This window comes from Acinetobacter sp. AB03 (assembly GCF_058107045.1).
Genome location: NZ_JBUEBA010000035.1, coordinates 1 through 12,424, shown reverse-complemented (window position 1 = coordinate 12,424; position 12,424 = coordinate 1). Strand labels below are relative to the sequence as shown.

Annotated in this window: 12 protein-coding genes and 1 pseudogene; 5 read left to right on the top strand and 8 right to left on the bottom strand. The window is 36.2% G+C overall.

Going from position 1 to position 12,424, the window contains the following annotated elements; genetic code table 11:
• Positions 1 to 72: 72 nt before the first annotated feature.
• From ACY3FQ_RS17375 to ACY3FQ_RS17355, 5 genes are all read right to left on the bottom strand, one after another.
• Positions 73 to 1,263 (bottom strand): MFS transporter, encoded by a 1,191-nt coding sequence (locus ACY3FQ_RS17375; RefSeq protein WP_004638732.1) that lies wholly within the window; start codon positions 1,261 to 1,263, stop codon positions 73 to 75.
• A 384-nt stretch (positions 1,264 to 1,647) separates the two neighbouring features.
• On the bottom strand, positions 1,648 to 2,292 hold the full coding sequence (locus ACY3FQ_RS17370) for a glycosyltransferase family 2 protein (RefSeq protein ID WP_004638728.1): 645 nt from the start codon (positions 2,290 to 2,292) through the stop codon (positions 1,648 to 1,650).
• Entirely contained in the window at positions 2,289 to 2,888 is a 600-nt protein-coding gene (locus tag ACY3FQ_RS17365; RefSeq protein ID WP_004638727.1) for a class I SAM-dependent methyltransferase, read from the bottom strand. Before ACY3FQ_RS17365 ends, ACY3FQ_RS17370 begins: the two co-directional genes overlap by 4 nt.
• Entirely contained in the window at positions 2,881 to 3,657 is a 777-nt protein-coding gene (locus tag ACY3FQ_RS17360) for a PIG-L deacetylase family protein (RefSeq protein ID WP_034700369.1), read from the bottom strand. The genes ACY3FQ_RS17365 and ACY3FQ_RS17360 overlap by 8 nt, the downstream gene beginning before the upstream one ends.
• Positions 3,645 to 4,658, bottom strand: a complete 1,014-nt coding sequence (locus tag ACY3FQ_RS17355; protein WP_004638722.1) for an acyl-CoA/acyl-ACP dehydrogenase — start codon at positions 4,656 to 4,658, stop codon at positions 3,645 to 3,647. The genes ACY3FQ_RS17360 and ACY3FQ_RS17355 overlap by 13 nt, the downstream gene beginning before the upstream one ends.
• Positions 4,659 to 4,922: 264 nt before the next feature.
• On the opposite strand from ACY3FQ_RS17355, the gene ACY3FQ_RS17350 reads away from it, so the two are divergent.
• Positions 4,923 to 5,156, top strand: coding sequence for a DUF2171 domain-containing protein (locus ACY3FQ_RS17350; RefSeq protein WP_489774533.1), 234 nt, complete (start codon positions 4,923 to 4,925; stop codon positions 5,154 to 5,156).
• 200 nt (positions 5,157 to 5,356) lie between these two features.
• Here the strand turns inward: ACY3FQ_RS17350 and ACY3FQ_RS17345 are convergent, their stop codons facing one another.
• On the bottom strand, positions 5,357 to 6,763 hold the full coding sequence (locus ACY3FQ_RS17345; protein WP_489774532.1) for an iron-containing redox enzyme family protein: 1,407 nt from the start codon (positions 6,761 to 6,763) through the stop codon (positions 5,357 to 5,359).
• A gap of 966 nt (positions 6,764 to 7,729) precedes the next feature.
• Here ACY3FQ_RS17345 and ACY3FQ_RS17340 point away from each other — a divergent pair.
• The 3 genes from ACY3FQ_RS17340 to ACY3FQ_RS17330 all read left to right on the top strand — a co-directional run bounded on the left by ACY3FQ_RS17340 (position 7,730) and on the right by ACY3FQ_RS17330 (position 11,150).
• Positions 7,730 to 8,026 carry a hypothetical protein gene (locus tag ACY3FQ_RS17340; protein ID WP_286436351.1) on the top strand — a complete coding sequence of 99 codons (297 nt, stop codon included), beginning with the start codon at positions 7,730 to 7,732 and terminating at the stop codon, positions 8,024 to 8,026.
• Positions 8,027 to 8,097: 71 nt separating this feature from the next.
• Positions 8,098 to 8,781, top strand: a complete 684-nt coding sequence (locus tag ACY3FQ_RS17335) for a DUF421 domain-containing protein (protein WP_087014578.1) — start codon at positions 8,098 to 8,100, stop codon at positions 8,779 to 8,781.
• A gap of 290 nt (positions 8,782 to 9,071) precedes the next feature.
• Complete coding sequence (locus ACY3FQ_RS17330; protein ID WP_034700358.1) at positions 9,072 to 11,150, top strand: catalase; 2,079 nt, start codon at positions 9,072 to 9,074, stop codon at positions 11,148 to 11,150.
• Between the two features lie 67 nt (positions 11,151 to 11,217).
• Here ACY3FQ_RS17330 and ACY3FQ_RS17325 read toward each other — a convergent pair whose 3' ends face one another.
• Entirely contained in the window at positions 11,218 to 11,358 is a 141-nt protein-coding gene (locus ACY3FQ_RS17325) for a hypothetical protein (RefSeq protein WP_171054204.1), read from the bottom strand.
• 213 nt (positions 11,359 to 11,571) lie between these two features.
• On the opposite strand from ACY3FQ_RS17325, the pseudogene ACY3FQ_RS17320 reads away from it, so the two are divergent.
• Positions 11,572 to 11,849 (top strand): annotated as a pseudogene (locus ACY3FQ_RS17320) (IS3 family transposase); the annotation flags it as partial.
• A 225-nt stretch (positions 11,850 to 12,074) separates the two neighbouring features.
• On the opposite strand, the gene ACY3FQ_RS17315 reads toward ACY3FQ_RS17320, so the two are convergent.
• The coding region (locus ACY3FQ_RS17315) for a hypothetical protein (protein WP_489774530.1) at positions 12,075 to 12,424 on the bottom strand (350 nt) is incomplete at its 5' end.

Genomic DNA, 12,424 nt, shown 5'->3' with positions numbered 1-12,424 from the left:
AAAATTTATAGTACTTCGATTTGTAAGGAACTGGCAGTATCCAGATATTGCCAGTTCAATTCACTATGATGCTTATTTCACATAAGTAAACCGATTTAAAGCCACAATCAATAATAATAGACCCGATAGTGCCATAAACACTGTACTTAGGCCAATCAGCTCACTCACCATTCCAATGAAAGCAGGTCCAACCAGAATACCCGTATAAGCCATGGTCGAAACACAAGACAATGCAACTGCGCTCGGCATCACCGTCTGACGTCCAGCACGGGAAAACATGATCGGGACGATGTTAGAACAACCTGTCCCAACCAGTGTATAACCCACTAAAACCAGCCACCAATAAGGTGCGATACTGACCAAAGCTAAACCTAAAGTTGCACAAATCGCGCTATAGGTTAAAAGCTTTTTTTCACCAAAATAACGGATCAGATAATGCCCCGTAAAACGCCCTGTGGTCATGGCAATCGCGAAGAAGGTATACGCCAATCCCGCAAAAGCGGTATTAACTCCATATTGTTGCGTTAAATAAATACCACTCCAGTCCATCGCCGCGCCTTCCATCATGAAAATGATGAAGCAGGCAATACCAATTAATATAATCAAAGGTTGTGGCAGGCGCTGGCGTATCGACTTTTTCACTTTCGAAGATGCTTCAAGACTGGTGTTTTCTACAGCTTTTATGCTGTATGGCACTGAAAGAAAAACAATAATTACCAACAGTAAACTCACAGCAAATGCGCTCATAACAGCCGAAATACTTAAAGCAAGCAATGCAGTAATCGTCAGTACCCCAGCTAATCCGCCTAGACTCGCCATACCATGAAAGCCAGACATCAATGATTTTAAGCTATTTTTCTCAACCACTACGGCCTGAATATTGAGTGCAACGCCCAGACTTCCTGCTGCTGTACCAAATAAGAATAAGGTGATCGCCATCATTAACGGCGTGGTCCATAAGCTTAGGCTTGGCAATAAAACGGCAAGCAAGAGTAAAGCGAAACCGATCGGCACACGACAACCAACACGCTGAACAATTTTACCTGTTGCAGGCATAGCTAGCATTGCACCTAAGCCGCTGCATAATAGCAACAAACCAAAATCGGCATGATTAAAATGTAAACGTTGCTGGGCAAAAGGAATCAGCGGCGCCCATGCAGCCGTGGCGAAACCAAGACCGAAAAAGCTAAAACGAGTTGAAAGACGTTGAGCACTTAATTGAATTTCAGGATCAATAAGAGCAGTTCTGGAAAAAAGGATCATTTAATACCATCCACACAAATTAACTCAGAGCGTCCATCTCGGATAAATCGCCATAGAAAAACCCCTGCTAATTTATAGAGAAGTTCTATAAATCCACAGAGGCTTTTATGGCGAAATTATACACAAAACCAAGCTAAAAATAGTATTTTTTGCAAAAAATAAAATCAATACATATCAATAATTTATCTTCATTTATTCAAATAAAATTAAAGCGTTTATTTTTAACACTTTTTATTCTTAGCTTTTCAATTAAATTAGGCAAAGATATGAATTTACTTAAATTTTATAGGGATAACTGAATTAAGCAGTTCATTTATAAAGCTGAATAATCTATTTCACTCGGTATAGCTGTGGATTAGCTTTCTCCACCAAATCAGATCAATTTTATAAATGTTTTAAAAAGTACGATAAACCTTCAGGTGCACGTCCATTTAATCGACTGCTAGTGGTGACGCGAACCAAATTACTCCAAGTGATTTTGCAACATTGCTTAATAAATTTTTCAATTAATGAGACATCCTCATGACAAGGAATAGGTTCAAAGCCTCCCGCCTGAATATAGGCTTCGGCACTAAAGCTTAAATTCGCCCCATGTATATGTTGATGATCCATCATGTCCTGATAATGCGTCAGATATTTTTGCTGTTGTTGTATTGATAAGTGACTAAGATCATCCAATATAACGATTCCACAAATAGCATCTGTTGGCTGATGTCGCATTTGGCATAGTAACCAATCAGGATCTACAATTGTATCAGCATCCGTGCAAGCGACCCATGTAACTCCTTGATCGATTAGCTGCCTAATGCCAAGGTCTCTGGCCTTGCCCACACAAGCAAAATTACATTCAAGCCAATTCATCTGATGTGACTTTACAATCATGAGGGACTGGTCAGTACAACTGTCTAAAACCACTAGAATCTCGACCTGACCATGACCTATATGCTGTATAGCGTGTTTAATTGACTGCAAACAAGCGGATAAATTTTGTTCCTCATTATGGGCTGGGATAACAATACCTATTTTCATACTAAGCCCTGTTGTTTTGCCAAAGATGAAGGATTTACCGTCCAGATATCAATGATGAAATCTGGATCATTCAAACTTAAATAATGAGTGAACAACAAAGATTGTTTTAAACAATGATGGACTTGATAAGCATCTAGTTCAAAATCCTGAATGGCGTGACGCCAGTGACAACACAGAATTTCACCTTGTGGCGTTAAACTGTCTTGGAGCTGATCGATCAGTTCATGCAGTTCATTGCGTGATAAGTAATAGGCCACTTCACTGATGACAATCAGATCAAATTTCTGTTCAGGAAAATATTCAGGAATTTTTTGGTGTTGAACGCTCACATGCTTCAAATTCTCTAAACGTTTAGAGGCCCAATGAACAGCATGTTCAGAAAAATCTAGACATAAAAGCTGATCAGCGCGTTTGGCTAAATGTACACTTAAATGGCCATTGGAACAGCCGATTTCCAACACTGATGAATAACGCTGTTGAGTAAGCAATGCCAAACAAATCTGCCTTTTACGAGCTTCATACCAATGTAAATCATAGCCCCAAGGGTCATTATTGTGATGATATAAGGCTTCGAAATATTGACTAGAATCATTCACAAAGATAAACCTCCCAAGGCATTAACAAACGTTCGATGATTGCTGGAGATAAAATCGCAGCATTGCCTGTACTTTCATCAGCTTCAATCTGACTCTTAAACTGCATGATGGCCTGACGTTTTTTGATTAATTGGGCCTGAGTTAAGTTGTAAGCTCTAGCCTTTTGCCAGTTGATACGCGGATCTAGTGGTCGCGCCCAATGCCAAGCCCAGATCAGCACGTGTAAATATGACATGTCATGAGCTAGAGCAAATGCCTGTACAGTTTTTCCTACCGCTTCATGATCTGGATGCCCATCCTGTGCATAGCTACAAATTAAAATATCTTCCGCTTTAACCAACTTGTCTAATTCTTGCCACAGATGTTCCCTGTGCAAATGAATCTGCCCATCTGGTAAATTTAGTGCAATACGTTGAACATATTTAGAAATATCTAGACGCTGTAAGGCCGCCAAGCTTTCTTGTGGGCGAATTTGATCTAATTGATCTGCGCTGTATTTGGTTGAATGTGGATGGCTTTGTGTCCCATTACTGACGGCAACAATCACCAACTGACAATTCAACATAATTAATTGTTGCATCAAGCCACCACACCCCAGTATCTCATCATCTGGATGGGGTGCAACAATCAAGATTCTTTTATATTGAAATTTTTTAAAATTGAGTAGAGTAAGCGGCTGCTGCTCAAATGCATGCAGCCATTGTTCTCGGGAGGTCCCTTGCCCTTCAATAATACGATCTTCGACTAAAGGATGTTTTAGATCTGCCATGATATTTGCTCCTGTAAACATCGTTCAGCAATTTGCTCATCGTCGAATGCTGCATGACTTTGCCGAATAAATACAGGTAAATCAGCCATTAGGCTGGCAAAAGTTGCTTGTTCACAAAAAGGCCGTGCTCCAAGTGCTTTTCCTACCCCTTCAATAACCTCCAAACAGCTTTGTTCTGCCTGCGCACGCAAGATCCGTACATCCCGTTCATGGCTAAGCTTGGGTTGGCTATCAATCAGTTGCGCGATATATTGGAAATATTGTCGGGTTACAGCAAGTCGAGTTACCAACCGCCCTAAATACATTTTCTTAAAAGGATTAGGGGTTTTAAGGCAACTTTGTTGTAGCTCATCCACTAACCGTACAGCGGCACCGTACCAGCAAGCTGCAACACCCGCAGCACCATGCCAGAAACCAACCCGATCAAGGTAGTCATTGGGATGACCAATGAGTTTGACTGCTATCTCCTGAAAATTGACTCTTGCGGTCTGTGTTCCCTGCATGCCTATAGCTTGCCAGTGAGCCAGATCAATGGTGATCAAGGATTGGTTGAGGTCAATAATGCAGAGCTGAGATTGCCCCTGTTGATCTTTAAAACTGATTAATGCTTTATGAATAAATTCAGCGCCTGAACACCACGGCTTAATTCCATGACAAAGCCCATTTTCGACCTGTAACGGCACGGGTCCACCATCGGCAGCCCAAACAGCCCATGTCTCCTCATTGATTTCATGATGATAACCGAGTTCATGCAAAATACTTAAAGCATCAAAATGGGACTCAAAAAGCTTTGCTAAACTTAGGTCAAAGCCAGCTATCTGGGCCAAAATTTGCCAGCGTTGATAGGTTTGTCCCGAAGCAGGGTCAGGCAATCGTCCAACAGAATGAATCAACTGTTTCAACACAATTGGACGTTGAGTTAGCTTTTCTTCAGCTGAATACTGCTCAAAGCGATTTAATATGTCTAAAGTTGAGCTTTTTATAAATATTTTTCTATTCATTCTTAAAATGTTAATTCAAATGAGTTTATTTAAATAATAATTGAAATAATCTGTTTAGTTAAATAGATAAATTGTAATGAAGAGATAATTATTCGTAATTATTTAACTATTTATTTCTTTTTGTTTCATTGTTAACTAAATAGTAGGTTTAAGTGAATCTATAAAATCATCATGTAAGGTTTATTTAAAATCCAACAATTATGAGGAAATAAGAAGTAGCTTAAAGGCTTCCGTGTTGTAATGTTTATAAAAGAGGTTTAAGAAATGAGTACTTTAAATATTCAAGATATTAAAAAACATTCAGATGTAATTTCTTCTTGTGGTACCAAAGTCGGAACAGTTGATCATCTCGAAGGTGATAGCCAACTCAAGCTGACGCGTGATGAAAATGATCAGCATCATCTGATCCCAACGGCATGGATTGGTGAAGTCAAAGATGACAAAATAGTTCTGATTAAAAATTCAGAAGCAGTTAAGCAACAATGGCAAGCTATTTAAATTATCCTAAAGTAAAGAGTACGGCTAGACTTTGATCGTACTCTTTATTTCTTTGTAAGTAATTTCAAAAAAGCCCTAACCCTTCGCAATGTCCGTTTGAGTCATAGGTATTTCATTTCATACTTGAAAAAAATAGCTAGATGCCATCTATTTGTCATAGACTACATCTATTCTCTATAAATTAATAAGTTAGCCTACTCTTATTTAAAATTACTGCCTAAGAATGGGAAAATATACTCAACTACTTTTTGAGTAGCCCATAAACCAATCTCTTGGTGATGTTGATGTGGAGCTAAATATGGCATCAATTTGCTAATTTTATGGCCAGTATTTGTAGATATCTGAATTTGCTGCTGTAACAGCAATAATTCCTTTTCTGACAAATAACTAAAATCATTTAGTTCGATAAAGTTTTTTATATATTCTGAATTTACTGGATTAATGCGTCTACTTAAATTAGCACCCGCAATCCAATCATAAATAAAAGTTTTTTCTGCAGCAGAGAAAACTCCAAACATTTTCCCATCTTCTTCATTGATCATTTTCCAAAATCGGCTATGTTCAGGATCTTCGTTAAGCTTAATCCATCCTATTTTTGTTAGCTCAAGAATGAATTCCTCAACCTGATCTTCTTCTGATAACCATGAATTTACAGACTTATTCTTAAACTTGCATTTCTCATTATGCATGTGCTTTCCAACTAAAGCTTTGCTCTTGAAAATCTCCAGAACCACTCGCTCAGTATTTAGGTTCTTTATTATTTGAACTGAGCTAACTCCCCGATTATTTAATAAAAAGCCTATCTTTAATTTACGAATAAATTCGGATTGATTTGGGTAGCGTTTGGCTAAACATTTAATCGCATTTGTACCTAATTGAGCATGTCCATTATCAATATTATCAATTGTAATGTGTAGGTTAAAATATTTGGAATCAATGCCTAAGTCTTTAAGTTCATAATTTGTTATCAATAAATGAAGTGGTAGTTGTTCATATCCAAAATTAAAACCTGCAATCTCGGGTATAAAATCTGATGGAGCATAAGCTAAAGCCAATTGTATTGCCGACTGGTGATAGTATTCATCAGGTAAATTCATCGAAAATTGATGAAGACCAAGTGATAGAAGTAATTTATTGAAAAGTTTTACATGGTTACTTTGGCTAGAACCTAACCCCAACTCCTCAACATATATCTGTATAAAGTCTCTAAAAGCTGGATCATTCCAGTACTGCGTAAAGCTATAAAGCCAAGCACCGTCTACACGTTTGGTCGGTGCTACTTTATATAAAAATTCATAAGCTTTACTTGTAGTTCCAAAAAACTCCCTTGCACTCCCATTTTCACGCCTTTCTAAGTACTCTTTGTAATGCAAGCATTGTGTTTTATTTTGTTGCTGCATCCAGACTGCCAATTGATCAAGATTAGTAGGAAAATCAGAGAAATCGCTATCCAAATGAAGTATTTCGTTTTCTAGGAAATGAAAAGCTTTCAACTCTTTTGCAGAACGTGAGATTGATGGATCTAAAAAAAATTGTGTTATTTCAAAATATTTCTGATGGGCATCTGTTATTAAATTTAAAATTCTCTCTTTTACTGCAGTAGGCATTATAATTATCTCGCGGTAAATAACTTATACCAACATAATTGACACTAGAACTCAATTAATTAACAACTTTGAAAAGAAACGTTAATAAATGTAACCTCATAATTTATTTAATAACACAATTCAACACTTTAATTAAATATTTATAATTTTTAAAAATAAGTAAAATTTTGACATGTGTGATACCCATCACATTATTCCAAATTTTAATGGCTTTGTTGCATAAATATGTAAGCATCTGATTTAAATAAATTTAATTTTAGATCAAAAAATAATCAAAACTTTTAAAATCATATAGTTATGAAATCTTTGTGCAACAAAGCCAATTTTAATTAATAAATATTTAAAAAATAAATCACTTAAAAAGTACTGTCTAGAATCATAAAAAAATAACCTTAACACTAATATAAAAAATAAAAAACACTTAAATCAAACTCTTAGATAAAGTATGTAGGCTTACTTAAGAAAGGTAGATCTAAAACCAAGAAAAACATTTTGGCACATTTTTCTGTGTAATATTCTATAAAAACAAATTCTTCTCTTATAAAACAGATATCAAATCAAAAACTTAAATCTTAATTCTTATCTATATATGAATATCTGTAAAAATTAATAAAAATATTAATGTTAACCGTTTGTAATATTTCAAATATATACATTCATAAATTATCAATACTTAACACTACAAACTAAACACAATTTAACTAAAAAATTAAAATGTAACATCTTTAATATTTTTACAACCATGCAATCATGCTATTAATAATATATCTACCAATTAATTAATGTAGATTAATTCTAATCTTATGAGGTTCAATAAAATGACTAATCAAATCAGCAGAAGGATAATCAACGTCAGCAAAACCAGCAAGATGACAAGCAAAACCAACAGCGAAAATAGTAGTTAGGTTAATAATAAAGTAAAAATACTAGAATTCTTTCATTAGTTTAATAGAGTTGGAGTTCATTATGACTATCAATGACCATCAAGACGAAAACCCAATCAAGCATGATTGGCGTACAGATTATTCAAACCGCCCATATTACAGCGATATCCAAAGAGAACTTCCTGATGTGGATTATGACCGTGATCTTCGTTCAGCCTATGAACTAGGTCAGCATGCCCGTAATGAGCGTGGTACTGATGCACGATTTGAAGATTCTGAAAGTGATTTGAAAGTAAAATGGGAAGAACTAAAGGCTGAATCACGCTTAAAGTGGGAACAAGCCAAACATGCGATTAAAGATGCATGGGACAAAATGTAAGCCAATATAATGATAATGAGCCTTTTAGGCTCATTATCAGCACATCTAAATAATAATTAAATAGGTGTAAAATGGACTTTATAAAAATACTATTAGCTGATACTACATTTACTTTTGCAGCAGAAATTGTACTTCGTAGTGTCTTGATGTACTTCCTGATTATCTTAGTTTTAAGATTTTCTGGTAAACGTGGTGTTAGGCAACTTTCCATCTTTGAAATCGCAATTATTCTTAGTTTAGGATCTGCTGCTGGCGATGCTATGTTCTATGAAGAAGTTCCTATCATTCATGCTGTCATCGTTTTTGCAGTAATTATGGCTTTATATCGCTTAACAACTTACTTAATGATGAAATCCGATGCTATTGAGACCGTATTGGAAGGTCGACCAATATACATCGTCAAAAATGGTTTACTGATTGTTGAGGATATTAAGCAAGAAAAGTATTCATATGATGAGTTCTTTGCTGAAATGCGCCAAAAGAAAATAGAGCATCTTGGACAAGTTAAAATGGCACTGCTTGAGACTGATGGCTGCCTAAGCGTGATCCCATATTCTAAAGAAAATATAAAATGGGGCCTTCCTCTATTTCCCGATGAATACCAAATCGCAGATCATCACAATGTAGATCACTTTTATTCTTGTATGTTGTGTGGTCAAACCCAACATTTAAATCATTTAAATGAAGAATGCCCACGCTGTCAAAATACCAAATGGGCTAAATCCTGTTTGTATTGCGAGGAATATCAAAATTAATAAGCTTTTGTTTTGACTTAGATTAATTCAATATTATTTAAAATAAATAGTTTAAGCGAACAAAAAATACACATTTCTTTACCTTACTCAAAGAGTAAATACTTAAAGTTTATATGGGTATCTTTGATCCAAAAAAGAGTTTTCTTGCAAGTAACTCATATTCGATTGTAGATAACCTATTAAATTGTATAAGCACAAAATATCCGTCAACAAATAAGCCATTAACTTACGTGAAAATAAATACTTATTTTCATAAAACGTTATAAAGCAAATGTATAAGAGAATGTGATATGAAAGAACCAAATACACCAAAAATCGACCAGCTTTCTGAGGAAGCATACGTGGATCCTATAGGTAAAACTCTTACCACTTCTTTAGGTGTTCCCGTAGCTGATAATCAAAATAGTCTAAAAATTAATGAGAAAGGCCCTACTCTTCTCGAGGACTTTCTTCTAAGGGATAAACTTATTCATTTTGATCGTGAGCGTATTCCAGAACGTGTTGTACATGCTCGAGGGGTCGGTGCTCATGGTTACTTTCAAGCTTATACCGGTAATGAAAAATGGACTAAAGCTAAGTTCCTAACGGACACAAATAATCAAACCCCTATCTTTGTCCGTATTTCTACAGTTCAAGGTGGGCGAGGTTCGGCTGATGTCGTTCGAGATGTACGAGGTTTTTCTATAAAATTTTATACTGAAGAAGGAAATTATGATTTGGTGGGGAATAATATCCCTGTCTTCTTCATTCAGGATGCTATTAAATTTCCGGACTTTGTTCATGCTGTAAAACCAGAAGATGCCAATGAAGTTCCAACTGGTCAATCTGCCCATGATACTTTCTGGGATTTTATTTCTTTAAACACCGAAGCATCACATATGACTACTTGGATAATGTCTGATAGAGCAATTCCAAGAAATCTACGCTCTATACAAGGTTTTGGTGTTCATACATTTAGATTGATTAATAAGAATAATGAAGCATTCTTAGTGAAATTCCATTGGACTCCAAAGCAAGGGGTAGCTCAAGTCGTCTGGGATGAAGCCCTAAAAATTAATGGCAAAGATCCCGATTTTCACAGACGTGATCTGTGGGATGCTATTGAGCGTGGCAATTACCCGGAATGGGAATTAGGCGCACAAATTTTCTCTGAAGAAGATGCAAAACAATGGGACTTTGATGTCTTAGATGCTACAAAATTAATCCCAGAAGAACTTGTACCAGTCACTCCACTAGGTAAATTTGTTTTAAACAAAAATACAGATGATTTTTTCGCAGAAACAGAACAAGTTGCTTTTAGTCCTGCAAATATTGTCTCAGGTATAGATTTTAGTAACGATCCCCTTTTACAAGGACGGCTGTTTAGCTATACGGATACTCACTTACACAGACTAGGTACGGTAAATTTTAATCAAATTCCAATTAACAAACCCGTTTGTCCTTTTCATACGAATAGACGAGGTGGTTATGCTAATCACGAAGTTTATAAAGGAAAGGCAAATTATGAACCTAATTCTGTTGATGAAAATTGGCCAAGAGAATCACCTAATGACGGTGGTGCCTTCAAGACACATCCTGAAGAAGTACAAGGCAGCAAACTAAGAGTTCGACCAGAAAGTTTCGCTGATCATTTCTCGCAAGCCACAATGCACTATCATAGTTTGGAAAAATATGAACAACAGCATATTAAGGATGCATATTCTTTTGAATTATCTAAGGTTAAATCGGAAGATATCCGCAGACGTGTAGTTTACGCTGTCTTAGCTAATATTGACTTGGACTTAGCTGAATATGTTGCCAAAGAGTTAGGTATTAAAACTCCCCCTAAACAGCAAGATAGTCTGCACCAGCCCGCAATTGCATCTTCGAAAAGATTAAGTACCTCATCTTTTCCTGCATCTGATATTAAACAGCGAAAAATTGCCTTGCTCGTTCATGACGGTGTAAATGCATCATCAATAGATGATATTAAAATATGGGCTGAAGCAGAAAAAGCTATTGTGGAAACTTTAGCACCGAAAGCAGCCCCTGTTAAATCTAGTGATGGCAATGAAATACCAGTAGATGGGAGACAAAATGGCGAGCCTTCAGTGACTTATGATGCCGTAATCGTGGTTGATGGGAATAATTTAGAAGTATTTAAGGCTGATGGAGTTTCTAAACATTATGTATTAGAGACATATAAGCATCTCAAACCTATTGTTTTCCTCGGTGATAAATGCGCTTTAATAGATGAGTTTCAGCTCAGTAAGGATGCAGCTCTATTCTCTACTCAAAATTTTAAAGAGATCCAAGATCAATTTAAACAAGCTATTCAAAATCACCGTTTTTGGGATAGAGAAAAAGTTGTCGCAGCTATTCCAGCATGAATTTATTTGAGCTTAAAAGTAGTGTAAGCATTTGATTTCAAAAAGCCCTCGACGAGGTCTTTTTGATCTACTTTTGCTCTTTAAGTGGATTCTCAGGCTCTTCATTTGGTTTTTTCTGAGGATCTGGATTCTGATAGGTTTTCTGATCACCCTTGTCATCGTTTGATTCTTTTTGAGGTTTTGATTCTGGATTTTGCTTATTAGTCATGTCGGTTCCATCACGTTAAATACTATAATAATAAATATGACATCAAGCTCTGACTATCAATAATAGATATGTTACGCAACCCTACCTTTATAGGGCTTTGTTGCACAAAGATTTGAAATGCAAAGCGCCCCTAATTGAGCCAAATTTAAGGTGAACCGTATCGGGTTTGTCGGAGACCAACTTTCCTGAGATGAGAAGCATCGCTTCGCAAGGGAACATCGAGCAAAACGATATCTACATGATTTTCATCATGCTGAGCAAATCAAACAAATTCGGAAAGAAAGTTCGGGGCGATATGGCATTCGTAAAGTCTGGCAACAACTGCAACGAGAAGTTATGTTATTGCGCGCTTTACAGTTGCTCGATTGATGCAAAAGCTTGAAATACAAGGTGTATTGCGTGGTAAGAATAAGCGAACCACACGTAGCTGAGATGATCAAAAACAAGTGAATGACTTGGTAAAGCGCAATTTTAATACTGATCATGCAAACCCTTGCGAAGCAGTGCTGCTGCATATGTAGGTTTGGTTCCAGTACATCAGCTGTATGGCAGTTCAGTCAACAAGCAAAGTCACTTATCATTAGTTATCTAGCTAAGAATGAAACAAAAGAAGAATTGAAAGGAAAAAGGCTCACTCAGTCAAAGACACCAATAGCACATAAGACTAAGCAAGCCCAAAAGATAAGGACAATTAAAATTGATTTAAAGGATTAGGCTTAATAGCATTCAAGTTGTGGTCTCGATGCAACTAATACTTTTGATATTTCTGCTCCTGTTTCAACTTCTGATGCTACTTCAGGTATTAACAGCCAAATATCAGTTAAGGTAACTTTCGCACTTCCTACATAAGTGCAACTGTCAGATGTTGGTATACCTCGGCTAACTATTTGTGAGTTTTTTATAATAGGATTATCAACATTATCTACAATTACTCCAAAATCTAGCAGGTCTTGGATTGCAGTATCCTCTGTACTGAATTTGAGAAGTAATTGTTTTTGATCATTTATTGAGTCATAACTATATTTGTATTTAACATCTATAGGTCTATTAGCCTTGTAAGTCTTTA

Excerpts from the sequence above, each read along its gene's own strand:
- ACY3FQ_RS17360 (WP_034700369.1), bottom strand. The coding sequence starts at position 3,657 with ATGGCAGATCTAAAACATCCTTTAGTCGAAGATCGTATTATTGAAGGG.
- ACY3FQ_RS17345 (WP_489774532.1), bottom strand. The coding sequence starts at position 6,763 with ATGCCTACTGCAGTAAAAGAGAGAATTTTAAATTTAATAACAGATGCC.
- ACY3FQ_RS17350 (WP_489774533.1), top strand. The coding sequence starts at position 4,923 with ATGAGTACTTTAAATATTCAAGATATTAAAAAACATTCAGATGTAATT.
- ACY3FQ_RS17335 (WP_087014578.1), top strand. The coding sequence starts at position 8,098 with ATGGACTTTATAAAAATACTATTAGCTGATACTACATTTACTTTTGCA.
- ACY3FQ_RS17330 (WP_034700358.1), top strand. The coding sequence starts at position 9,072 with ATGAAAGAACCAAATACACCAAAAATCGACCAGCTTTCTGAGGAAGCA.
- ACY3FQ_RS17355 (WP_004638722.1), bottom strand. The coding sequence starts at position 4,658 with ATGAATAGAAAAATATTTATAAAAAGCTCAACTTTAGACATATTAAAT.
- ACY3FQ_RS17325 (WP_171054204.1), bottom strand. The coding sequence starts at position 11,358 with ATGACTAATAAGCAAAATCCAGAATCAAAACCTCAAAAAGAATCAAAC.
- ACY3FQ_RS17340 (WP_286436351.1), top strand. The coding sequence starts at position 7,730 with ATGACTATCAATGACCATCAAGACGAAAACCCAATCAAGCATGATTGG.
- ACY3FQ_RS17370 (WP_004638728.1), bottom strand. The coding sequence starts at position 2,292 with ATGAAAATAGGTATTGTTATCCCAGCCCATAATGAGGAACAAAATTTA.
- ACY3FQ_RS17375 (WP_004638732.1), bottom strand. The coding sequence starts at position 1,263 with ATGATCCTTTTTTCCAGAACTGCTCTTATTGATCCTGAAATTCAATTA.